The sequence below is a fragment of the Emticicia fluvialis genome, from assembly GCF_024793945.1.
Lineage (GTDB): Bacteria > Bacteroidota > Bacteroidia > Cytophagales > Spirosomataceae > Emticicia > Emticicia fluvialis.
This window is the reverse complement of sequence record NZ_JANUSD010000002.1, coordinates 364333-388139: the sequence shown is the minus strand read 5'-3', so window position 1 is coordinate 388139 and position 23807 is coordinate 364333. Positions and strand designations below refer to the sequence as shown.

Sequence of the window (23807 nt, the reverse complement as noted above, 5' to 3'; positions counted from 1 at the left end):
CAGATACCTGCCGGCAAATTGGGTAAATCAGGCCCCAAACAGGTTCTTGTTTATAAACTCATTTCTGAATTTCCCATCCGGGTCATAATGTGCCATCAGTTTTTTAAAGTCTGCCAGCCTGGCAATGCGCGATTGTAAGACTTCAGGAGATAAAGTAAACAATTTGCCCCAGTGCGGCCTTGCATTAAAAGGTGCCAGTTGTTGCTCTATTAAGGGTAAAAGACCCATAACGGCCTCTATTTCCTGTTTCCAGGTAAAATGGAAAATAGCACAAGCCTGATTATAACCCGGGCTTAGCCACAAATTGTCAGCAGCCATGGTACGAATCTCAGAAATAAACAAGTGCGGGGTTAATTGCTCATGCAGTTTTTCAATCGCCATCATGGCCTCATAACCATGCTCTAGAGGTACAAAGTATTCGGCCTGCAGTTCTTTTCCGCTGCTGGGTGTAAAACCCATTCTGAAATGAGGCATGCGCTCATACCAGGGGCCCTTTACCCCCATTTGTTCAGTACAATTTTCAGCAGAAAGGTCTTCCAGAGGGTGTATATTTTTTACAGATGCCCTGGCACCATAAAATTCGGGTTCAATTTTTACATCCTCATGTGCTTCGCAGCGGCTTTTAATCCATACCTGATTAATGTTTTTGTTGCGCCAGTCGGTAAAAAGGCTAACGCTGTATCCGCTCGCCATAATGGCCTCAAAGTTATTTTCCAGCACGGCCATAGGCAGGTTTTTGTAAACCAATTGTTTCATGCTGAAAGAAGGCTGCAATTGCAATGTAAGTTTGGTTACTACCCCCAATGCCCCTAAATTTACAATGGCGCCATTAAAAGCCTCATCTGTTTCTTTTGAAAGATTAACTACATTTCCACGTCCGTCAATAAATTCTATACCTGTAACAGACGTAGCCAGGTTACCGTTATTCAAACCAGATCCATGTGTTGCCGTTGCACAGGCACCTGCTACCGAAATATGTGGCAACGAGGCCAGGTTAAATAAAGCAAACCCGTTGTCATCAAGGTATTTACACAAGTCGCCATATTTAATTCCGCCCTCAACGGTTACGGTTGCATCTGCCTTATCTAAAGCCAGTATTTTGTTCAGCCCTGCAGAAGACACCTGATTTTCGTCACTATCAGCAATCGCATTAAAAGAATGCCTCGACCCCAAAACTCTCAGGTACTTTTGGGTATTTACAACTTTCTGCACTTCTTTTATAGTATCGGGGTTGTGCAGGTTATCGGTGCTGTAAGCTAAATTACCTGCCCAGTTAGTTCTGGCGTCGGCGTCCTGGCAGGCACTTAATTGCGTAATAACACTACCTGCTACCAGAGCCGAAGAGGTTTTCAGAAAGGTTCTTTTGTTCATAAAAAAGGGTATTGTACCGGCTGAATAAGCTTTACCGTCTTTAGGTGAAAGTTACCTAATTGCGCTGCAAATACAAACAAAAACCGCTGATAATTAATACAATAATACCCCCGCCCTAATGATTTAATTATCAATTTTTATACACACCAATAAGCCAGGCCACCGGTTCATGGCCACCGTAACTCGCAACCATAAACAGCAGGCATTCTTTTTATTAAATTTCAGTAAAGAACCTTGCATATTTCTATGTAAATATCAAATAATCAGTACATTTGTTTAGTCCTCACTTACAATTACTCGTTTTATGAGAAAGTCCATCGTCTACTGCAGTGTTATCATATCCATGTTTGGTTGCCGGTCAGAAAACTCAGACAATCAATTGGCCGATAGTTCTATTGCTTACCCTGATAGCGTAACTATTGCCAGGCCTATGGCAGATACCTTATGTTTTGAAGAAATAGTTGGAAAAGACGTAACAACCGTGAGGCTGATTATTGATGGCAATAGCGTAAACGGAAACATGGAATGGCTACCCTGGGAAAAAGACCGAGCCAGAGGCACCCTGAAAGGCCAGAAAAATGGCAACGAAATAATTGCTGACTACGACTACATGATTGAAGGCGTAAACCAGTTGGAAGAGAAAATTTTTGTTATTGATGGCGACAAACTACTGATAAAAAGCGGAGAACTGGAGGAGAAAAATGGCAAACTGGTAATGAAAGACCCAACCAAAGCCAGAATTGGCCAAACGCTTACTAAAAAAGCCTGTCAATAAAAAAGGGGTTGTTAAACCCCTGTAAATATCATCCAAACAAATCACTGCTTAGGTAGCGGTCGCCTCTGTCGCAACAAATAAATACAATCGTGCCGTTATCCAGTTCATTAGCCAGCTTTATGGCCGCTGAGGCTGCGCCGCCACTACTCATGCCTGCAAAAATCCCTTCGGTTTTGGCTAGTTTTCGGGCCATATCAGTTGCTTCGGCTTCTGATATATCCATGACTCTGTCAACACGTTTAGGGTCAAATATCTTGGGCAGATACGCCTCCGGCCATCTTCTGATACCCGGTATCGAAGAGTTTTCTGTAGGCTGGCAGCCCACAATCTGAATATCGGGGTTTACTTCTTTCAAGAACATTGAAGTACCCATTATAGTACCCGTAGTACCCATAGAACTCACAAAATGGGTGATTGTCTGCTCGGTGTCGCGCCAAATCTCCGGCCCGGTGGTTTTGTAATGCGCCAGATAATTGTCTGGGTTTGCAAACTGATTCAGCATCAGATACTGCCCCGTAGCAGCCTGGCTCTCGGCGTAGTCGCGGCATTTTTCTATGTTTTCAAGCAAAATTACTTTGGCGCCAAAGGCCTCCATGGTCAAGGTTCGCTCACGGGTAGAATTAGACGGCATCACCAATTCAATCTCCAGGTCATACAACCGGGCTATCATGGCCAACGCAATTCCGGTATTACCGCTGGTAGCTTCAATGAGTTTCATACCCGGTTTAATATCGCCTCTTTCTACTGCACTTCTAATCATGTTTAAAGCAGGCCTGTCTTTTACGCTACCTGCCGGGTTGTTACCCTCAAGCTTGCCGTAAATCTTTACATTTGGGTTAGGGTTCAGTTTTTTTAATTCTACTAATGGGGTATTCCCTACCAGGTCTATAATGCTTGCCATTTTAAAAACTTTAGTGTGCAGGTATGTTGTACTTATTGATTTTAATGTAGCTATACTTAAACTGTTTCGCGTTCTACTACCCTTATTTCAGGTTTATGATACACGGTTGAGTAAGCAGGCACAGTTTTGGTAAGCCATACGTTACCGCCTATAATTGAATGTTTGCCTATAACGGTGCTTCCGCCCAGAATAGTGGCCCCTGAGTAAATAACCACGTGGTCTTCAACGGTAGGGTGCCGCTTGGTGTTAATCATTGATTTATCGACACTCAATGCGCCCAAAGTAACACCCTGATACAACTTTACATGCTTGCCAATAATACTTGTTTCGCCTATAACCACACCAGTACCGTGGTCTATAAAGAAATGCGCATCAATCCGGGCACCCGGGTGAATATCAATCCCGGTCTTCGAGTGCGCATATTCTGTCAGTATTCGCGGCAACAGAGGTATGTCCAATAAATACAACTGATGCGCCAGCCTATAAAAAGAAATAGCATAAAAGCCCGGATAGGCACGCACTACTTCAAACTCGCTTTTAGCAGCCGGGTCTCCTTCCAGAATAGCCTGAATATCGGTTTTGAGGGTTTCGTATATCTGCGGAATACTCTCAAAAAACTGCTGAGCCCTCCATTCAGGGTTGCAATCTTTGCATTGATACGTTGACAGCAGAATGTTCCGCAGTTCTAGTTCAAGATTTTTAAATTGTATTTCAATTTCTTCTTCCGACCTGAAATACTCTTTGGTTTGCTCAGGAAAAAGCAGCCGGATTATCCGTAAGGCCCAGGCGGCAATATCTTTGGTTGGCGCTACCGGTTCAGTATTGCGGTGCTTGTCAAATATATGTTGAAGGAAAAACTTGTTCATATACAAGGGTTAAAAACCTGATTGATAGATTTATGAGTATCTGCATAACACCCAAATTATGGCTGCTGTTCCTGATACTAACGAAATTGGCAAAAAAAGCTTGAAAGTAAAAATAGGTTTTTTTTGATAATACGATGAAATATAACTTTCTGACTACGGTAGCCTGCACATAAAAAGGCAGTTTTCTGCCAATATGGCAGACTACGCCACGTTTATTGACGGTTGGAATACTAATTGTTATTGACACAACATTGGTTTAAAAACAACTAAAAATTATAGATAATTATGGTAGCTGAAAAAGGTACGATTTCGATTAACACCGAAAACATTTTTCCCATCATCAAAAAGTTTCTTTACTCCGACCACGAGATTTTCTTGCGTGAGTTGGTTTCTAATGCTGTTGACGCTACACAAAAGCTGAAAAAACTAGCCTCAATGGGTGAGTTCGACGGTGAATTAGGCGAATTGAAAGTAACGGTATCAATAGACAAAGAAGCCAAAACCATTACAATCTCCGACAAGGGTATTGGAATGAGCGCTGAGGAAATCAAGAAATACATTAACCAGATTGCGTTCTCAGGCGCTAAGGAGTTTTTAGAAAAATACAAAGATACTCAGGATACCAACCAGATTATCGGTCAGTTTGGTTTAGGTTTTTACTCGGCGTTCATGGTGGCTCAAAACGTAGAGATTATCACCAGGTCTTTCAGAGATGAGCCTGCAGCCCGTTGGATTTGCGACGGCAGCACTGAATTTGAAATTACCGAAGCCGATAAAGCCGAGCGTGGTACTGACATTATTTTACACGTGGCACAAGATTCGGAAGAGTTTCTTGAGAATCACAGAATCAGCCAGATTCTTGAAAAATATGCCAAGTTCCTGCCAGTTGAAATTGAGTTTGACGGTAAGGTTGTAAATAACCCGAATCCGATCTGGACAAAATCACCTTCTGAATTAACTGAAGAAGACTATAAAAATTTCTATAAAGAGCTGTACCCTTTCAGTGAAGACCCTCTTTTCTGGATTCATTTAAATGTAGACTATCCGTTCAACCTGACAGGGGTGTTATACTTCCCAAAAATCAAGAAAGACTTTCAGTTAAACCGTGAGAAAGTGCAGTTATACAGCCGCCAGGTATTTATTACTGATGATGTAAAAGACGTAGTGCCTGAATTCCTGCAAATGCTTCATGGCGTTATTGACTCACCGGACATCCCGCTGAACGTATCGCGCAGTTATTTACAGGCCGATGGCAACGTAAAGAAAATCAACTCGCACATTACCAAAAAAGTAGCCGATAAACTGCAGGAGCTGTTCCGAAATGACCGCCAGGGCTTTGAAGAGAAATGGGAAAGCGTGGGTATATTTGTTAAATACGGTATCATTTCAGACGATAAATTCTATGACAGAGCCAAAGAGTTTACACTTCTGAAAAATGCCGACAACCAGTATTTTACTTTAGATGAATACCGCGAAAAAGTACAGGCTAACCAAAGCGATAAAGATGGCAAAGCAGTATTTTTATATGCAAATGATGCCAACCAGCAGGACGCATTTATTGCCTCGGCCAAAAAACGCGGGTATGATGTTTTAATACTAGACTCACCGCTTGACGCACACTTTATCAATACGCTGGAATCGAAACTTGAAAAAGTAACTTTTAAACGAGTAGACTCTGACAGCATTGAAAAACTGATAGATAAAGGCCTTAACGTAGAAAGCGTATTAAATGAAGACGAGAAAAAACAGGTAGAAGAATTGTTTAAGGGTATAGTTGGCACTAATACGGTTCAGTTAGAGTCTCTTCCAACCGACGAAATGCCAGTAACTATTATTCAACCTGAGTTTATGCGTCGCTGGAAAGATATGTCACGCGTGAGCGGCCAGAACGATATGTTTGGCATGATGCCTATGGGTGTAAATGTGGTTGTAAATACCAACCATAACCTGATCGATAAATTGCTGAAAACACAAGATGAAGAAGGCAAAAAACAATTGGCTAAACAATTGTATGACCTGGCGCTACTGGCACAAGGTATGTTGTCTGGCAGTGATTTAACCAGATTTGTTGAAAGAACTGTTTCAGCGCTTTAAAATTACTTTGTATATAAAAAATGCCTCATGGGAAACTTCCTGTGAGGCATTTTTTATTTCGCTATCTATTATACTAGTTCCTTTGTTTCCTGTTCTTTTGTTTCCTTTAATATTTTATGGTAGTAATTTTCATACTTGGGTACAATGTTCGAGATGTCAAATTCCTGCGCATGTGCCAGTGCATTGGCCTTGAAACGAGGCAGGTTTTCGTCTTGCAGAATAAACAAAGCATTGCGCACCATGTCTTCAATATCACCTACATTGCTCAAAAACCCGGTTACACCATGCACATTCAGCTCAGGCAAACCACCAGTGTTGGTAGATATAACAGGCACTTCGCAAGCCATTGCTTCTAAGGCGGCTAAGCCAAAGCTCTCTTTTTCAGAGGGCATCAGAAATAAATCGGCTACAGACAGCACCTCTTCAATGGCATCAAGCTTACCCACAAAACGAACGTCTTCACCCAGCCCCAGATCGCGGCTCAATTGTTCCATAGCAGCACGTTCGGGGCCATCACCCACCAGCACCAGCTTGCATGGGGTAAGCACTTTTAGCCTGGCAAAAACTTTTATTATATCGTCAATCCGCTTTACTCTTCTGAAATTAGAGGTATGGACCAACAGTTTTTCGTCGTTCGGGCAAATAATGCGTTTAAAATGCTCTTTTTTCTGTTTCTTGAATCGCTCCAAATCTACAAAATTCGGAATCACCTCAATTTCTTTTCTGACACGGAAAGTGCTGTATGTCTCCTTTTGCAGGTCGGCTGAAACCGTCGTAACACCGTCCGACTCATTAATGCTGAAAGTAACCACCGGCGCCAGTGTGGCGTCTTTACCTACAATGGTAATATCAGTACCATGCAGGGTGGTGATAACCGGCACATTTATACCCTGGCATTTTAAAATCTGCTTGGCCAGAAAAGCCGAGGTAGCATGCGGAATTGCATAATGCACATGCAGAATATCCAGTTTTTCGTATTTCACAACGTCAACCATTTTTCCGGCCAGGGCCGACTCATAAGGCGGATACTGGAAGAGCGGGTAACTGGCAATGTTTACTTCGTGGTAAAAAATATTCTCATTGAAGAAATCCAGTCTGGCTGGCTGCGTATAAGTAATAAAGTGTACCTGATGACCATTTTTTGCAAGCGCTTTGCCTAGTTCTGTGGCAACAACACCACTGCCCCCAAAGGTAGGATAACAAACAATTCCGATTTTCATAGATGCGGTTTAAATCCGTTTTTTTAGTACAACAATTTTTTTCAAAAAAAATCCCAAATACGCGTATTAAGTATTTGTGATTTTCGAAAGTATAGAAGTTCTTTCAAACTATTTTAGTATTTTTGAGAAAATGAACAAATCTGAGCTTCTGAAAACTATAGCCGCTTTTTTCCGACTGGTTCGTTTAAACAACCTGCTTATTATTGTGCTTACACAATATATGGCCAGAATTTTTTTAGTTGGGCCAAAAGCAGACTGGCAGAGCTACATTTTTGAATTGAAGCACTTTCTGCTGGTTTTTGCTACTGTTTGCATTGCAGCAGCCGGATACATTATTAACGATTATTTTGATATTAAAATAGACCTGGTAAACAAACCTCGTGAGGTAATAATCGGTAAAATCATTAGACGGCGCCGGGCTATCCTCAGCCATCAGATACTTAATTTCATAGGCATAGCCATCGGTCTTTTTTTAGGCTTAAAAGTTTTCCTGATTAACGTTTTTGCGGTTTCGGCACTCTGGTTTTATTCAGAGAGATTCAAACGGCAGGCTTTTATCGGCAATTTTCTGGTGGCATTTCTCACTGCTTTCTCGCTCATAGTATTGGCGGTTTATTACAAGCAAAACGAAATGCTGGTTAACATCTACGCACTGTTTGCTTTTTCTATTTCTTTAATTCGTGAAATAATCAAAGACATGGAAGACATCAGGGGAGACGCCCGCTACGGATGCCGTACCCTGCCTATTATATGGGGTATCAGACGCACCAAAATACTGCTTTATATATTTATTGTAGGCTTTGTGTCTATTCTGTTTTTTATGGCATATAGCCTTCATAATCAATACCTGATTATGATTTTCAGCGGGTCAATCATTGTTTTCACCTGGTTGATAAATAAACTCTACTGGGCCGACCGCAAGAAAGATTTTACACTGCTAAGCAGAATTTGCAAAATTATTATGATGGGCGGCATAGCCAGTATGATATTTGTCTGACAACAGAAGCAGCCCAGACTTGATACAACAGAACACTTATGGACAGAAAAAAAAATATTGAACGCATTAAAAACGAAGAGTTTGACATCTGTATTATTGGCGGTGGTGCCAGTGGCGCCGGTTGTGCCCTCGATGCGGCTCTGAGGGGCTTTAAAGTAGCATTGATAGAAAAGAACGATTTTGCCGCTGAGACCTCCTCCAAGTCTACCAAACTGATACACGGCGGCGTAAGGTATTTAGAGCAGGCTTTTAAGAATCTGGATTTCGGACAGTTAAGGCAGGTGCGCCACGGATTGGAAGAGCGCCATATAGTTATAAAAAATGCACCGCATCTGGCTCATCCGCTGGCTTTGATTACCCCCGTTTTCAGCTGGCTGGAAGGTATGTATTTTACTATTGGTTTAACCCTATACGGTTTTTTTGCAAAGAATGATACGCTTCCTAAAGCCAAATGGCTAAGTAAAAAAGAAACGTTCGAGCGAATGCCCACCCTTACCCCACGGCTGCATAGTTCTGTTATGTATTATGACGGACAACTGGATGACGCCAGATATTGCCTGGCATTGGCTCACAGCGCCGACTTACAGGGTGCTGCCATTGTGAACCACGCCGAGGTAATTAGCTTCGGAAAGGACGCCACTGGTAAATTAAGGTCGGCAGTTGTTAAGGACACATTGACTGATACAACATTCAGTATTCAATCTAAGCTGTTTATTAACTGCACAGGCCCGTTTGCAGACAGTATCAGGCTTTTGGCGAACCCTGCCGTTGAAAAACGACTGCGCCCAAGCAAAGGAGTACACATAATGCTGCCGGCTGATGTACTGAAAAGCAAAGATGCCATGCTGATACCCAAAACCAAAGATGGCCGTGTGGTGTTTGTGATTCCGTTTGAAGGCGATGTAATGGTAGGAACAACCGATGATGAATACCGTGATATTGACAACGAACCCATTCTGATAAGCCGTGAGGTTGATTTTCTGCTTGAAACCCTGGAGCCATATCTGGCTAAAGTACCCGATCGTTCAGCCATTAAATCAGGTTTTGGCGGATTACGCCCGCTGATAGCTTCATCAGGCTCTAAAGCCACAAAAAAACTGGTGCGTGACCACGAAGTAGAACACGATGCAACGTCTAACCTGCTGAGCCTGCTTGGTGGTAAATGGACGACCTACCGACTAATGGCCAAGGATACCATAGATGATGCCTGCCAGCTTCTGGAAACCGACATACCATGTTCTACCGACCAGCACTATCTGGTGGGTGGAGAGAAATATGAATTTGAGTACTGGCAAAGCATACAGAAGGTACATGGCCTTGCCGAAGACATCTGCCAGCATCTGGTTAAAAAATACGGTACACTGGCTGCAGAAGTTTTAAAATATGCTCCCAAAGAAAGAATCCACCCCGATTATCCGTTTATTAAGGCAGAGGTATTGTATGCCGTGCAGGCAGAAATGGCTTGCACCCTGCGCGATTTCTTTGCGAGAAGAACAAGGCTGGAACTGCTCGACTGGAAAACCACCTATTACCTAACCCCTGTTGTTGCCGACCTGATGGCAGAACCAATGGGATGGACGGAGCTTCAAAAGCAGGCCGAGGTAAATAATTATCGCCAGTTATTAAGCGGTTTTATGCAGCATGCCGGCATCACTACCTGATAGCAAACCTCATTGCAAACCAAGTTTTAGCCACTCAATGAAAAAAAAGCTGTTAGTAATCATTCCCTGCTATAATGAGGAGGCCTCAATTGCGCAACTGCTAACAGAGCTGACACATTTACAATTGCCTTATGAAATTAATATAGCTGTGGTAAATGACTGCTCAACCGATAACACACTGAGCGTTGCCAGGCAATTTGATGTTAAAATTTTAAATCTGCCTGTTAATCTGGGCATTGGCGGTGCGGTACAAACGGGTTATAAGTATGCCAATAGAAATGGCTACGAACTGGCAGTGCAGATGGACGGCGATGGGCAGCACCCCGCAGCAGAGTTACCTAAACTGCTTAAACATCAGGAACAAACCCGGGCAAATATTGTAATAGGCTCCAGATTCTTATTAAAACAGGGCTTTCAGTCGTCTGCACTAAGAAGGAGTGGAATCACCTATTTTTACAGGCTCAACCTATTGCTAACTGGTAAGCGCATTGTAGATATTACCTCCGGTTTCCGGTTGTTTGATAAACAAGCCATAGCATTTGCCGCCGGGAATTATCCAGACGAATACCCTGAGCCTGAATCATTGGTTATGTTTGCCAAAGCCGGGCTACATATTGAAGAAATACCAGTGGTAATGAAAAACAGACAAGGTGGCCAGTCTTCTATTCGGTCACTTTCAAGTATTTACTACATGATTAAAGTTACGCTGGCTATGTTTTTTGCTTATATAAGAAAATAGCCATTACAACTGGCGAAAAAAGAAAACCCTGATATCAGCTTCAGTATTTTTAATAACAGGTTTCAATAACATAAGCGCATTACTGATTGCAAATGCTTTTGCCTTGCTTATCTGATTATCTGCCAAAATGCGTTCTTTAATGCTCGAAAAATCTAAAGTTTCCAGTCTGAAATCCTGAAGCAGCCTGAAGCCATATTTGTCGAAATAAGCGGTCAGATTTACGGGGTTAAAATAATTGATATGCGGGCTATGAAAACTAAACTGCCACAGGCGCTCCAGGTATGATTCTACTTTCAGATAATAAAGCGCTTTGGCAACCCGATAAAAGAACCCGTTACTCATTGGGATATTGACAATCAGAACTCCGTCTTTTTTCAGGTCTTTCTTAATGCTCAGCAACAGGCTTTCTAAATCAGTAATATGCTCAAAAACGTCGTTAAATATGATAAAATCATAGCCTGCCGATGAATCTTTAGCTACATCAGGATAAAAACCATGCACAACTTTCAGGTTGTTTTGCTGGTAGTAGGTTGTAAACTTGGTTTCCGGTTCAATGCCCATACAATCAATGCCATTGGCTTTGCAAACTTCCAGCCACCAGCCATTGCCGCTGCCAATTTCAAGTCCGCTAATAGCTGCCTCGTTTTTAAAGTAATTATCTTTCAGCTCTTTTATAATCAGTTGAAAGTTATGTAATCGTAGTTGCTTCAAGCCTATCTCACGGTTATCCTCTTCAAGACTAGACCTGAACGATAAATCAAAATCGGCATCAGACGAATACAAATCACATACACTGCAATGGTATACGTTATGTCTCAATTCAAATTTTAAATCCTGCTTATTTCCACACACAATGCATGTAGCCTGGTTCATCTATTTACCGGTTTATTTCATTCTTTTTAATTTCGGCCATTTTCAGGTTATTTTTTGCCAGTTCAAAATTGGGACTTAAATCAACTGCCTTTTGCAAATAAGGGATGGCCTTGTCATATTCTTTTAATACATTATAGGCCGAACCTATATTATTATAAGCCTCGGGGTAATCTGGCCTCAGTTTTATAGCCTCTGTTGCTATTTTTATACTCTGCCGTAATTCTCCGGCCAAATAATAATTAAAGCTTAAACTCAGGTATTTTTCGGGGCTTGGGTCTAACCTGATGCGCTCCATTTCATAGCTAAGCCTGCTTTGGTGTCTGGCTGATGAGGCTTTAAAAACCAATGCCTCTGCATTACCTGGCACGCGCTTTAAAGTTTCGTCAGCAAGTTCATGCAGTTTTTCATAGTGCTGCTGGCGGTCATGTATACGCATAAGTAACTCAGAAGCAGGAATATACCCGGGAGCAATTTTGGTGGTGTTTAATAAAGCCTGAATGGCCTCCGGGTATCGGCCCTGATTAAACAGGAACCTGGCATAATAATACCATGAATCAGCATTTTTGTTATTAAAAAGCAAGGCATTTTTAAAGTAAGATTCAGCTATGGCGCTATCACCCTGCGCTTCTTTTAGCACCCCCATATTTATATGCAGGGTATAATAACCAGGTGTTAGAACCAGGGCTTTGTTGAAATATTTTTCAGCTGTTTCAAAATCATTTTTGCCCATTTTAGAAATACCGTAGTTCATCAGCCCACGCGCATTTTCAGGGCTTTTAATGGTCACATCATACCACAGGCTTTCTTCAGTATGCCACACTTTATTTCTCTGGTAAGTGCCAGCGCCATAGCATAGCAGCACCACTGCAAAAATTGCAATGGCAGCAACGGCATGCTTTTTAAAAAAGTTTTTATAAGGCATCAGAAATAAAGCCATTGCCCAAACCACGCTCATAACCAAACCCACAAAAGGAAAAAACATCCGGTGGTCGTTCATTACTTCACCCAGCGGAATTACACTCGAAGATGGCACCAGCGCCAGAAAAAACCATATAATACCAAAGCTGATTGGCCTTGTTCTGGCATTTTTTGAACACCATATTGCCAGCACCAGCATAACAGCTAAAAATACTATCCCTGCAAAAAAACGGATATCCCAGATACTGGTTAATACTTTCCAGTCGGTATCGGCATTCAGGTGAACAGGCAGAAACAATGAACTAAAATAATAAGCAATTACAAAAGGCTGCGTAATTAGGTAATGCCATGCAGAGGTGCCTCCGGCCTCCCAGGTTTTAGGTGTCAATCTGTCTATCCACCCATATAGCAAAGCACAAACAACAAAGGCAGGTAGGGTTCTGGCAACGGCATTCAGTATTTGTCTGAAATGCTTTACTCTGAAAAAATCTGTCAGGCTAAGATTCTTTTCGAACAAAATGACATAAAAAAACAAAATAGGCGCAAACATAACAGCCGTAGGTTTGGCTAAAGCACCTATTGCAACAGGTATAAGATAAAGGAAAGTTCTTCGGCAAAACCCCGAACGCGCATACATCACAAAAGCCAACACCACAAAAAATGTTGACAGGGTATCTGAGCGGGCTATCACATAGTTGACCGTCTCGGCCATAGCAGGGTGCAGCAAATACCAGGCTACGGCAGCAAGAGCAATGAAATAATTATAACCGCTTTGAAATGAAACATCGAATAACTTCTTAAAAAGCAGGAGCATCAGCCAGCCCTGAACCAGAAATATAATAAACGTAAACAAATGAAAATAGAAAAGATTATAGCCGTTGCCCAGCCAGTAATCTATGGCAAGAGACGTGGTAACAACAGGACGATAGGCCTGATTAGCCGGGAGTGTACTGAAAGTAGTGGCATCTTTAAAAAAAAGCGAAATATTTTTGAGGCTTCTGATGTACAGGTTATTAACAACCGTGTGGGAGTCATCAAAATGAAATGCATTATAAAAATGATTGCTGTAAACAATACAGGTAACCAAAACAACTAAAGCGAAATAATGCCAGGGTAAGTTAAAGTACCTTTTCATTTAAGACAATTTAATAGTTATGGCATGCAGCGGGAAGATTGAACACCCCGCTGCAATGGATTTACAGTTTAATGACTGACTGCATGTTCCACCAGATAAAAGCATAAATATCTGCCATTTGCTCAATATTTTTGGCTGTATTGCTTGCCCCATGACCCGAGTTGGTATCAATTCTGATTAACAACGGGTTAGTGGTGCTTTTGCCTGCTTTTGCCTGTAACATGGCTGCATATTTAAAAGAGTGTGCAGGTACTACGCGGTCGTCATGGTCGGCAGTGGTAATGAGCGTAGCCGGATAGTTTACACCCGACTTGATATTATGCAATGGTGAGTAAGCATATAAGACCTTGAACTCATCAGCGTTGTCAGACGAACCATAATCGGCAATCCAGTTCCAGCCGATGGTAAATTTCTGAAAACGGAGCATGTCCATCACCCCTACCTGCGGAATAGCAACTTTGGCCAATTCGGGTCTCTGGTTAATTACCGCCCCTACCAGAAGCCCGCCGTTTGAGCCACCCCTTAAAGCCAGGCGGGCATTATCGCAATATTTCTGTGCTATCAGGTATTCACCGGCGGCTATAAAATCATCAAATACATTTTGTTTTTTCAGTTTCATGCCCTGCTCATGCCATTTTTCGCCATATTCACTGCCGCCGCGTAAGTTAGCCTGTGCATATACGCCTCCCTGTTCCAGAAACGGAATTAGCAACGGACTAAAAGCGGGGTTCAGACTAATGTTAAAGCCTCCGTATCCATACAGCAACGTAGGGTTTTGTCCGTTCAGTTTAATTCCCTTCTTATAAACAATAAACATTGGCACTTGGGTACCATCTTTACTGGTATAAAATACCTGTTTGGTTTCAAAATCAGTGGCTTTAAAATCAACTTCAGGCGCCCGGAACACAGCGCTTTGCCTGGTGCCCAGATTATAACTGAAAATAGTTGACGGATAATTGAAAGAAGTAAAAGTATAAAACACTTCTTTGTCGTCAGCATTGCCACCAAAGCCGGAGGCAGTTCCAAGCCCTGGCAATTTAATTTCGTTTTCAAGTTTACCTTTTACATCACATACATAAGCGCGGGTGGTTACGTCTTTCATGTAGGTAAGAAACAGCTTTCCACCTGCAACACTTGCCGACTGCAGCGGTTCTGCTTTTTCTGCCACTACCGATTTCCAGATGCCATTAGCGGTATCAAAACTCTCTATTTTTTCGTTTTTGGCGTCTTTATTCGTTTGTATCAGCAATGTTTTACCCACGTTTTCAATTACGCTATACGAGAAATCGGTTACCTCTGCCACCACCGGTTTGAACGACTTTGAGCCGGATTCTTTATAAAACAACGCATTGCCGTCTTTTCCTTTGCCTCTGTCGCTTACATACAATACTGCATACAATTCATCTTCGGTAGTACTTACGGTATGAAAACGCTGCGGATTGGCCTTATCTTCAAATACCAGTTCATCGGCATCCTGGGTTGTGCCAATTTTATGATAAAACACCTGATGATTCTCATTTTTAGCAGCCAGTGCGCTGCCGTCCGGTTTCGGGTACCTGCTGTAGTAAAAACCATTACCCTGCCAGGCAATGCCAGACACTTTTACCCATTCTACTCTATCGGCAAGATTCTGCTTGCTGCTAACGTCCATGATGAAGATATCCTGCCAGTCTGACCCACCCTTAGACAAAGCATAAGCTGCATACCTGCCGTCTTTAGAAAGTGTAAATTGTGCCAGCCGGGTTGTGCCGTCTTTTGATAAACTGTTGGGGTCAAGCACTACTTCCGGCACACCGTTTAATCCTTTTTGCCGGTATAAAACCGATTGATTCTGCAGCCCGTCGTTCTTATAAAAGTAGTACCATTCGCCTTTACGGCTGGGTGCCGAATACTTGGCATAATTATAGATTTTCTCTAATCTTTTCTTGATTCCCTCCCGATAGGGTATCTTCTCAAGGTACGAGAACGCTAATTGATTTTGTTGTTTTACCCATTCAGCAGTTTCAGCAGACCGGTCGTCTTCCAGCCATCGGTAAGGGTCTTCTACAATTGTGCCGTGATAATTATCTTTTTGGTCAACTGTATGAGTTAACGGGTAGTTTAATTGTGCCATTACAAAACAAGGAAAAATGAAAAAAATAGCGGTTAGTATCTGGTTTGGTTTATTCATAGTAAGAGATGATTTTTAAACTACAAAGTAAAGAATATTCTGCCAATTACCATTCTTCAGGCCATATTCAGGACACACAAAAAGCCTTAAAAGCCAGCCATTTTCTGGCAAGACCTGAAATTTTATGATTGCGTTGCAATGGGCTCACAATCTTTTTTAAAAATTGCTGGGCAGAGGGCATAAAAATGATCCCGGTCATTGGTAAGAAAGAGTTGGAGAATGACCAGGTTTACATTCAAATTAAGAAAGAATCACCTTATAAACAATAATGAACCGGTATCAAAAAGCCCGTTCAATTTGTTTTTTCTTATTCCAGGGAGCAGTTGTCTGGCGTGAGAGGTCATATAAAAACCATAAAACAACAGCCAGAAATACTAGAAATATTATTCTGAAGATAAGGCGATTACGATTACCCGAAGTATTATTTTTCATTTCATTCATTAAAAAATCAAACTAAGCTTTGGCTATAGTGCCCGGCGACCAATAAAACAAAAATCTGCCGCTTTTGTTCGAAATCTCATTCCAATTTACGTCTTCAAATTCAATGGCTACTACGCCGGCCTTTTCCATAGACCCGCCTATATCGGCACGGGTAAGGTATTCGGCAAAAAATGTAATATCTGGATTATGCCCGAATATAGCCACCGATTTAACTTTCTCGTCTAAATTATTGACAGCAGCCAGATAAGCCCTTGCGCCTCCGCCGTAAATGGCCTCATCCAGTTTAATTTCATCAGCATCTACATGTAGTTGCTCGGCAAAAATCTTGGCTGTAGACTTACAACGGTCAGCTTCACTGCTTATCAGAAGTTCAATTTTTATGTTATTTTCTGCCAGATGCTTACCCATACGGGCGGCTTCGATGATACCATGTGAAGTAAGGATACGGTCAAAATCCCGGAACATCGGGGTATTACCTCCTTCTTCAGCAGTGGCGTGTCGAACCAAATAAAGCAGTTTCTTCATATTTTCCATGGTTTTGGCACGAATATACAAGCATTATCAGAAAAAAAATTAATTTTTTCTGAATAATTCATAAAAAATAATGTGGCGCATTTGTCGCAATATTAAATAATAAAAATCATTATTTGCAGGCACTTACAGTATCCACAAAAAATTATATTTGTACCTTATATAAATAAAACGTTACAGGCATTTTTATGATAGATTACAACCCCCGCAACTGGTGGAAGTTTATTTTTTACTTCCATAAGGCCGATACCTTCAGGAAACTCCTGCCTGCAATGATGGGGCTGGCAGCCTATACAGCCGCTTTTGCGTATCTGGAAAACAACATTCTACATTATACGCCAATCAAAAATCCGCTTACTATTCATTCTCTGGTTGGTTTCGTTTTATCGTTATTACTGGTTTTCAGAACCAATACTGCCTATGACCGCTGGTGGGAAGGGAGAAAAATATGGGGATCTTTTACCAATAACTCGAGAAACTTTGCCCTAAAACTGGCAACCTTATTGCCGGAAAAACATCCGTCGAGAGAAACACTCAGAATTTTAATTGGTAACTATGTACATACCGTGAAAGACCACCTGAGGGGCCGGGTAAACCTTGAACATCTGGAATTTACAGAAAAATACAACAGAGAATACTATAAAGACTTTAAACACATACCCAACCGTATAGCCCGGGCCATTTATACAGAAATTTACCAGTTGCATAGCGAAGGTGTGTTTAATGCCGAACTATTACTATCATTGAACAATGAGTTATCGTCCTTTACGGATAACCTTGGAGCTTGCGAGCGAATTAAAAATACGCCTATTCCGGTTTCTTATAATATTTTTATCAAGAAAATTATCTTTATTTACGTGTTCACTATGCCATTTACGGCAGTGCTTGAGTTCAAGTTCTGGTCAATACCTATTGTTACCCTGGTGTTTTATGCATTTGCCGGCATAGAAATTATGGCAGAAGAAATTGAAGAGCCATTTGGTACAGACGCCAACGACCTGGGGCTTGATTCCATCGTGAAAAACATCAAGGGCAACCTGGCTGAGATTTTGTAATCTTACACATTTGCAGATTAAAATTTTATGCTCAAAACAAAAACCGCAACGATTCGTTAGTAAAATACGTCAATATCAAAAGAACGCTAAATAATAATTTATATGAAGTTTTCTCCTGCCAAATTTCTAATTCTGGGTCTGTTTCTTACTGCAAGCGTATGGTCGTGTAAAGTAGAAAACAACCCTACGCCTTCTACAACGGGCAGCAACGGTAATTCAACAGACCAAACCAATAACACAGTTAATGAATGGATCTATGATAGTATGAAATATTATTATCTGTGGACAGACCAAATGCCAGCCAAAACTGCTACCAACCTTACGCTTACACCAGATAAGTATTTTGAAACTATTTTGAACGACTACCCAAATACTGACAGGTTTTCGTGGATTCAGGAAGACGTAGACGCACTTACAGCGTCATTGAATGGTATCAACAAGGTTTTTGGTATGAGTTACTACATTTACTATCTTGATAATACCCAGACAACCGTAGGTTTCTTTATCAATTATGTGGTGAAAGGTAGCCCAGCAGAAAAAGCAGGACTGAAAAGAGGAGATATTATTTTAAGTGTAAACGGAACCCAGCTGGATAAAAACAATTACGATGCGCTAAGAAACCTTGAAACGGCCTCTTTCGGACTGGGAACAATAAGCAATGGCGCAGTTGTTTCTAACGGTGTTACTACCACCCAGATAACTAAAGTTGAAATACAAGACAACCCTGTTCATTACTGGAAAGTAATTGAAAAAGGAAATAAAAAAATCGGTTATCTGGTTTACCGTCAGTTTATCAGCTCTTTTGATGCTAACCTGAGACAGGTATTTTCTGAGTTTAAAAGCAAAGGCGTAAATGAGTTGGTGCTTGATTTAAGGGTAAACGGAGGCGGTTACATTTCATCGGCCGATGTGTTGTCTTCGCTGATTGTGAAGAACCTAAACACAGATAACGTAATTCATTATGACCAGTGGAATGCCAATGTCACCGCTAAGTATCCTTTGTATTCAACGCCTTCAAAATTCAGAAACGAACCCAACAATTTAGGCACATTGAACCGCCTGTTTGTGCTTACCTCAACCGGTACTGCATCTGCGAGCGAACTGGTAATCAACGGTCTGAGGCCTTACATGGATGTGGTATTGATAGGAGACCATACCTATGGCAAAAACGTTGGCTCTGTAACCCTGCAGGATGACAGAAACCCCAAACGCTGGAAATGGGGCATGCAACCCATAGTTTTGAAAACCTTTAACTCAAAAGGCGAATCTAATTATGGTACAAAAAATGGTTTTACACCAGACTACTCAGTAAAAGACCTGTCGCCGTTTAAGGTTTGGGGCGATGAGTCTGACCCTTTGCTTGGCAAAGCCATTGAGTTAATTACGGGTCAGGTTGCCAAAACTGATGCCTCGCCTAATGCCAGAAAATCAATCCTCGACATGGGTGAACCTTTGAAGGTAAACGTTTCAGAAAACCCATACCAGAACATAAAAGATATGTTTATTACAATGCCTAAATAAACCTCAGGTATTGTTTTTGAAACAGGCGGTGGGTTCTCTCCTACCGCCTGTTTTTTTATAGGCCAAGTTGATTTTGTTCAGGCCAATTTAACCGCAGCTGTACCCTCAGGACAGTGAAAAACCACACAAAAAAATGCCCCTGGTTATTACCAGAGGCACTCATTGTTAATTGTTTATATCTTTATTGTTATCTTACATCAAAAGTACCACGCCCAATGCTGAATCCTTCTGAGTATAATTCTACAGTATATTTGCCTTTTTCGTAAGCGCTACCGCGAGAATAAACGAAGTCTACATTCTGCCCTGTGTTATCATACATAACCGTTTGTTTAGAAGTATAAACGGTCTCATTGCCACCAAATGTAAACGTGCCCGAGCCAGTGGCCATGTCAGATATAACGTTGCCTTTAGGGTCAAGCAATCTCAGGTATATTACCTTATCTTCTTTTTTGGTCAGTGGGTTTTCGGCCAATTTAAACGAAATTCTTACTTTGTCTACTCTTTTGGCTTTATAAGCGCCACCGTCACGTTCTCTTCCTCTTGAATTGATGGCATTTACACTTACATTCATAGCCTTCAAGGCTGCTGCCAGTGTTACCTTTTCTGTTAATTCTCTGTTTTTAACAGTTGTGCTGTAAACCGAGTCAGACAATGCCTGTTTATCTGTTCTAAGGCTACTGTTTTCCGATTTCAGTGTAGTGTTTTCAGAGCCTAATGTCTGGTTTTGCGTGGTTAGTACTGAGTTTTCTTCTCTCAGTTTGGCTATTTCGGCATCTTTTTCGGTAAGAGCAGCCTCATAGTCTTTAATTTTAGATTCGTATTGCTTAATACTTACGTTTTTTGAGTTTATTAAATTTTTCTTGTCTTGCTCTAACTGAACTTTCAAGGCTTGTAAATCCTCTACCTGACCACCCAACGACTGCACTTCAGCAATTTTTGCATCTAACTGTACGGCAATTGAATCAAGTTTAGAGTTGGTAAGGAGGAGTTCTTTGGTTTTCTGCGATATATTCACAGTTTTTGAGTCAATGTCCTGACGTGCATTGAAATACAGGAAGCCAAAAAGTGCCGCTAATGCACAGGCTAAAACAAGTCCGGCAGTCAAGGCCGTGTTACTTCTTCTTTCTTGATTTTGTTCCATAGAAATCTGAATATTTAGTATTTAACAATTTAGGCTTACTAACGACAAAGTTAGCCTTTTATTGAATTGATTTCAGAAAATTATCGAAAATGCCGTTATTTTTTTCGCGAAATTCTATCCGAATTTCTATTTTCGTGAAACTTTGATAATACATGAAAAAATCTACTTTTCTATTAGTATTGGTGGCAGCGTTAGGTTATTTCGTAGATGCTTATGACTTGATCTTGTTTGTTGTACTACGTCATAGCAGTCTATCCGAATTAGGTGTAGCAGGAAATAATAATACGAGTATAGGTTTATGGCTTTTTAACGTTCAGATGATTGGCTTATTGTTGGGCGGCATCTTTTTTGGCGTTCTGGGCGATAAAAAAGGCCGTCTCTCTGTTCTCTTTGGTTCCATTGTTCTGTATTCGGTGGCTACCATAATTAACGGATTTGTAACCGACATTTATACGTATGGCGCATTAAGATTTTTGGCAGGTATTGGTCTTGCGGGCGAATTAGGCGCAGGTATTACCATTGTGGCGGAAACCATGCCTAAAGAAAAACGAGGATATGGAACCATGATTATGGCATCTGTAGGAGCCTTTGGCGCCGTTGTGGCGGCTCTGGTAGGCGATGCCTTCTACTGGCGCACCGCCTACTTTATTGGAGGAGGAATGGGCCTGCTTTTGCTGCTATTGAGAATTGGCACCTTTGAATCAAAAATGTTTAAACATGCTGAGACGTTGAACGTGTCAAGAGGAGATTTCCTGAGCCTGTTTACAAAAAAAGACCGTTTCAGACGCTATATAGCCTGTATGTTTATTGGCTTTCCGATTTTCTTTATTGTTAGCATTCTGATGCAGCTAGCACCTGAAGTAGCCAAGGCTTTGGGTGTCGAGGGCAAAGTTACCGCAGGCCAAGCCGTTATGTACGTGTATATAGGGCTAACTTGCGGAGACCTCATCAGCGGGTATGTAAGCCAGTTGCTACGCAACAGAAGAAAAACCATCTTTATTTTTCAGGCGGTATGCCTGTGTATGTGCCTCATTTATCTCAACCTATGGGGTGCCAGTAATACCGCAATTTTTGTAATGTGCGTACTCATGGGCACAGCTTCCGGCTATTGGATTGTACTTATAACTATGGCAGCTGAGCAATTTGGCACTAATATGAGAGCTACAGTAGCAACCACAATACCTAATTTTGCCCGTGGCGGTGCGGTACCCATCTCAATCTGCCATCAGTATCTGACTGAAGCCTTGGATGGCGACCTCATAACCAGTGCCACCATTATTGGTATTTTTTGCTTCGGAGCAGCATTTATAGCCAATGCCACCCTGAAAGAAACCTTTGCCAAAGACCTTGACTTTGTTGAATAACAATTATCAGCTTTTTAATACCGCCCAGAATAATAATAGCCAGCCGGCAATCATAAGCGTACCACCGATAGGTGCAATGGCGCCAAAAGTCTTTATTCCGGTAAAGCATATCAGGTAAAGTGAGCCACTGAAAACAAGCGAACCCCCTAAAAAACAATAGCCACTGTAAGCCAGATTTTTAGAGGCAATTTCTTTTGCCAGAAAACCCACCAAAACCAATGCAAGTGCATGATAAAACTGATATTTAACCGCTGTTTCAAAAGTATCCAGCCTGCCGCTTGCAGTTAATTTGTCTTTTAAAGCATGCGCGCCAAAAGCGCCCAGGGCCACACCCACTGCTCCCAGCAAGGCTCCTGCCTGTAAAAAGAATTTATTCATAATGTTATTTGTTTTCTTGTTTGGTATAATTCTGCAAAAATAGCATGGCATTATCTATAAAAATGCACAAAGCCAAACTTCTTTTGCAGAAATGAATTTTATATACCAATAATTAGTTGTATATACATATAATGTATTTGTATATACAACATTACAAGTAATTAGCTACTGCAAAAATGAATTTACAGGAATTAAAAAACATATCAGCGGGCTTTGAGCTGACAGAAAAAATGCCTGCCATTTTTATTGGTCACGGAAATCCGATGAACGCACTGGCTGACAACAGTTTTACTGATAGCCTGCATACACTTGGCAAAAACATAGAGCGCCCAAGGGCAATTCTGGTTGTATCTGCCCATTGGCTTACCATGAACCGCACCTATGTATCTGTTAACCCGGCACCGCATACCATATATGATTTCGGCGGGTTTCCTCAGCAATTATACAATGTTAAATATGAGCCCAAAGGAGCGCCTGAGGTAGCCCGAGAAGTAATGAGTGAGGTGAAGTCTATAGGTATACTGGAAGAACATAAGATGGGTCTTGACCACGGGGCATGGACTGTTCTGCGACATATTTACCCGGATGCCGATATTCCAACTTTCCAGATGAGTATCGATTTCTCTAAACCACCCCAATTTCATTTTGAACTTGCCAGAGAATTACAGAATTTGAGAAACCGGGGCGTGCTGATTCTTGCCAGTGGCAATATTGTACACAACCTGCGCCAGATTAACTGGGGTGGCGACACAGCCAAACCTTACGACTGGGCATTGGAGTTTGACACCATGGTAAAAAATAAGCTCGATAACCGCCAATTAGCAGAACTGGCCGATTTTAAGTCTTTTGGCGCTTTAGGGCAAATAGCGCATCCAAGCTATGACCACTACCTGCCGGTACTTTATACAGCAGGACTGATTAACACAGATGAGCCAATAAAATACCTGTATGAAGGCTTTGATATGGGCAGTATCAGTATGAGGTGTTTTCAGGCAGGGTAAATACGGTTGCCGAAAATCCTGCTGCCTACACGAATCATTGTGCTACCCTCTTCAATTGCAATTGGGTAGTCGCCGCTCATTCCCATTGAAATGGTTTGAAGGTACGGATGCGCTGAAAGCAGGGAAGCCTGAAAAGATTTCAGTTTCCTGAATTCTTTTCGCACCTGCTGCTCATCATCGGTAAAGGTACTCATGCCCATCAGGCCTGTTATGTTTACGTTCAGAAGAGTTTTCAGAGCTTCAGAATCCAGTATTTCACTGCACTCCGCTTCTGTCATACCACTTTTTGTATCTTCTTCTGCAATGTAAATCTGAAGCAGGCAGTTAATTACCCTGTTATGCTTAGCTGCCTGCTTGTTTATTTCCTGCAATAGTTTGAAACTATCTACAGAGTGAATCAGGCTTACAAAAGGCGCTATATATTTTACTTTGTTTGATTGCAGGTGCCCTATAAAATGCCATTCAATGTCTTTGGGCATTTGCTCGTATTTATCTGCAAGTTCCTGCACGTAGTTTTCGCCGAAACGCTTAAATCCGGCATTGTAAGCCTGCATTAACGCATCAACAGGCTTTGTTTTTGATACAGCCACGAGCGTAACTCCTTTGCCTGTTATCTCATTTTCTATTAACTTTATGTTCTCAGCAACCGACATAC

20 protein-coding genes are annotated in these 23807 nt (G+C 41.6%); 9 read left to right on the top strand and 11 right to left on the bottom strand.

The window, feature by feature from the left end; all coding sequences use genetic code 11:
• Positions 1-27: 27 nt before the first annotated feature.
• Complete coding sequence (locus NZ848_RS03650) at positions 28-1371, bottom strand: FAD-binding protein (protein ID WP_259014393.1); 1344 nt, start codon at positions 1369-1371, stop codon at positions 28-30.
• A 304-nt stretch (positions 1372-1675) separates the two neighbouring features.
• Between NZ848_RS03650 and NZ848_RS03645 the strand changes: the two genes are divergently transcribed.
• Positions 1676-2146 (top strand): hypothetical protein, encoded by a 471-nt coding sequence (locus tag NZ848_RS03645; RefSeq protein WP_259014392.1) that lies wholly within the window; start codon positions 1676-1678, stop codon positions 2144-2146.
• Positions 2147-2174: 28 nt separating this feature from the next.
• On the opposite strand, the gene cysM is transcribed toward NZ848_RS03645, so the two are convergent.
• Together cysM and epsC are read right to left on the bottom strand one after the other, a co-directional pair.
• Positions 2175-3047 carry a cysteine synthase CysM gene (gene cysM / locus NZ848_RS03640; protein ID WP_253533923.1) on the bottom strand — a complete coding sequence of 291 codons (873 nt, stop codon included), beginning with the start codon at positions 3045-3047 and terminating at the stop codon, positions 2175-2177.
• Between the two features lie 56 nt (positions 3048-3103).
• Complete coding sequence (gene epsC, locus NZ848_RS03635; RefSeq protein ID WP_253533922.1) at positions 3104-3913, bottom strand: serine O-acetyltransferase EpsC; 810 nt, start codon at positions 3911-3913, stop codon at positions 3104-3106.
• A 285-nt stretch (positions 3914-4198) separates the two neighbouring features.
• Here epsC and htpG point away from each other — a divergent pair, with 285 nt between their 5' ends.
• Positions 4199-6007, top strand: coding sequence for a molecular chaperone HtpG (gene htpG, locus NZ848_RS03630; RefSeq protein WP_259014391.1), 1809 nt, complete (start codon positions 4199-4201; stop codon positions 6005-6007).
• A 68-nt stretch (positions 6008-6075) separates the two neighbouring features.
• Here the strand turns inward: htpG and bshA are convergent, their stop codons facing one another.
• Positions 6076-7227, bottom strand: coding sequence for an N-acetyl-alpha-D-glucosaminyl L-malate synthase BshA (gene bshA, locus NZ848_RS03625; RefSeq protein ID WP_253533920.1), 1152 nt, complete (start codon positions 7225-7227; stop codon positions 6076-6078).
• Between the two features lie 130 nt (positions 7228-7357).
• Here bshA and NZ848_RS03620 point away from each other — a divergent pair, with 130 nt between their 5' ends.
• From NZ848_RS03620 to NZ848_RS03610, 3 genes are read left to right on the top strand one after another with little or no spacing between them, the layout of a single operon-like run.
• Positions 7358-8224, top strand: a complete 867-nt coding sequence (locus NZ848_RS03620; RefSeq protein WP_253533919.1) for a geranylgeranylglycerol-phosphate geranylgeranyltransferase — start codon at positions 7358-7360, stop codon at positions 8222-8224.
• A gap of 38 nt (positions 8225-8262) precedes the next feature.
• Complete coding sequence (locus NZ848_RS03615) at positions 8263-9885, top strand: glycerol-3-phosphate dehydrogenase/oxidase (RefSeq protein WP_259014390.1); 1623 nt, start codon at positions 8263-8265, stop codon at positions 9883-9885.
• A gap of 37 nt (positions 9886-9922) precedes the next feature.
• A complete protein-coding gene (locus tag NZ848_RS03610) occupies positions 9923-10624 on the top strand; it encodes a glycosyltransferase family 2 protein (RefSeq protein ID WP_253533917.1) in 702 nt (233 codons plus the stop codon).
• Positions 10625-10627: 3 nt separating this feature from the next.
• Here the strand turns inward: NZ848_RS03610 and NZ848_RS03605 are convergent, their stop codons facing one another.
• From NZ848_RS03605 to NZ848_RS03590, 4 genes are all read right to left on the bottom strand, one after another.
• The gene (locus tag NZ848_RS03605; RefSeq protein WP_259014388.1) at positions 10628-11497 is read right to left on the bottom strand and encodes a class I SAM-dependent methyltransferase; all 870 of its coding nucleotides are present in this window, start codon (positions 11495-11497) and stop codon (positions 10628-10630) included.
• Between the two features lie 4 nt (positions 11498-11501).
• Positions 11502-13550 (bottom strand): tetratricopeptide repeat protein, encoded by a 2049-nt coding sequence (locus NZ848_RS03600; RefSeq protein ID WP_259014387.1) that lies wholly within the window; start codon positions 13548-13550, stop codon positions 11502-11504.
• Positions 13551-13611: 61 nt separating this feature from the next.
• Complete coding sequence (locus NZ848_RS03595; RefSeq protein WP_259014415.1) at positions 13612-15663, bottom strand: prolyl oligopeptidase family serine peptidase; 2052 nt, start codon at positions 15661-15663, stop codon at positions 13612-13614.
• 510 nt (positions 15664-16173) lie between these two features.
• Positions 16174-16686, bottom strand: coding sequence for a SixA phosphatase family protein (locus NZ848_RS03590; RefSeq protein ID WP_253533914.1), 513 nt, complete (start codon positions 16684-16686; stop codon positions 16174-16176).
• 194 nt (positions 16687-16880) lie between these two features.
• Here NZ848_RS03590 and NZ848_RS03585 point away from each other — a divergent pair, with 194 nt between their 5' ends.
• Both NZ848_RS03585 and NZ848_RS03580 read left to right on the top strand, forming a co-directional pair.
• The gene (locus NZ848_RS03585; protein ID WP_259014386.1) at positions 16881-17747 is read left to right on the top strand and encodes a bestrophin family protein; all 867 of its coding nucleotides are present in this window, start codon (positions 16881-16883) and stop codon (positions 17745-17747) included.
• A 102-nt stretch (positions 17748-17849) separates the two neighbouring features.
• Entirely contained in the window at positions 17850-19268 is a 1419-nt protein-coding gene (locus NZ848_RS03580; RefSeq protein WP_259014385.1) for a S41 family peptidase, read from the top strand.
• Between the two features lie 187 nt (positions 19269-19455).
• Here NZ848_RS03580 and NZ848_RS03575 read toward each other — a convergent pair whose 3' ends face one another.
• On the bottom strand, positions 19456-20409 hold the full coding sequence (locus tag NZ848_RS03575; protein WP_253533911.1) for a hypothetical protein: 954 nt from the start codon (positions 20407-20409) through the stop codon (positions 19456-19458).
• Positions 20410-20561: 152 nt separating this feature from the next.
• On the opposite strand from NZ848_RS03575, the gene NZ848_RS03570 reads away from it, so the two are divergent.
• Positions 20562-21773 carry an MFS transporter gene (locus tag NZ848_RS03570; protein WP_259014384.1) on the top strand — a complete coding sequence of 404 codons (1212 nt, stop codon included), beginning with the start codon at positions 20562-20564 and terminating at the stop codon, positions 21771-21773.
• A 6-nt stretch (positions 21774-21779) separates the two neighbouring features.
• On the opposite strand, the gene NZ848_RS03565 is transcribed toward NZ848_RS03570, so the two are convergent.
• Positions 21780-22151, bottom strand: a complete 372-nt coding sequence (locus NZ848_RS03565) for a DUF423 domain-containing protein (protein ID WP_253533909.1) — start codon at positions 22149-22151, stop codon at positions 21780-21782.
• Positions 22152-22327: 176 nt separating this feature from the next.
• On the opposite strand from NZ848_RS03565, the gene ygiD reads away from it, so the two are divergent.
• Positions 22328-23152 (top strand): 4,5-DOPA-extradiol-dioxygenase, encoded by an 825-nt coding sequence (ygiD, locus tag NZ848_RS03560; protein WP_259014383.1) that lies wholly within the window; start codon positions 22328-22330, stop codon positions 23150-23152.
• Here the strand turns inward: ygiD and NZ848_RS03555 are convergent.
• Positions 23140-23805: a YggS family pyridoxal phosphate-dependent enzyme gene (locus NZ848_RS03555; RefSeq protein ID WP_259014382.1), complete on the bottom strand. Its 666-nt coding sequence runs from the start codon at positions 23803-23805 to the stop codon at positions 23140-23142. The two genes, ygiD and NZ848_RS03555, sit on opposite strands and share 13 nt — an antisense overlap.
• Between the last annotated feature and the right edge of the window lie 2 nt (positions 23806-23807).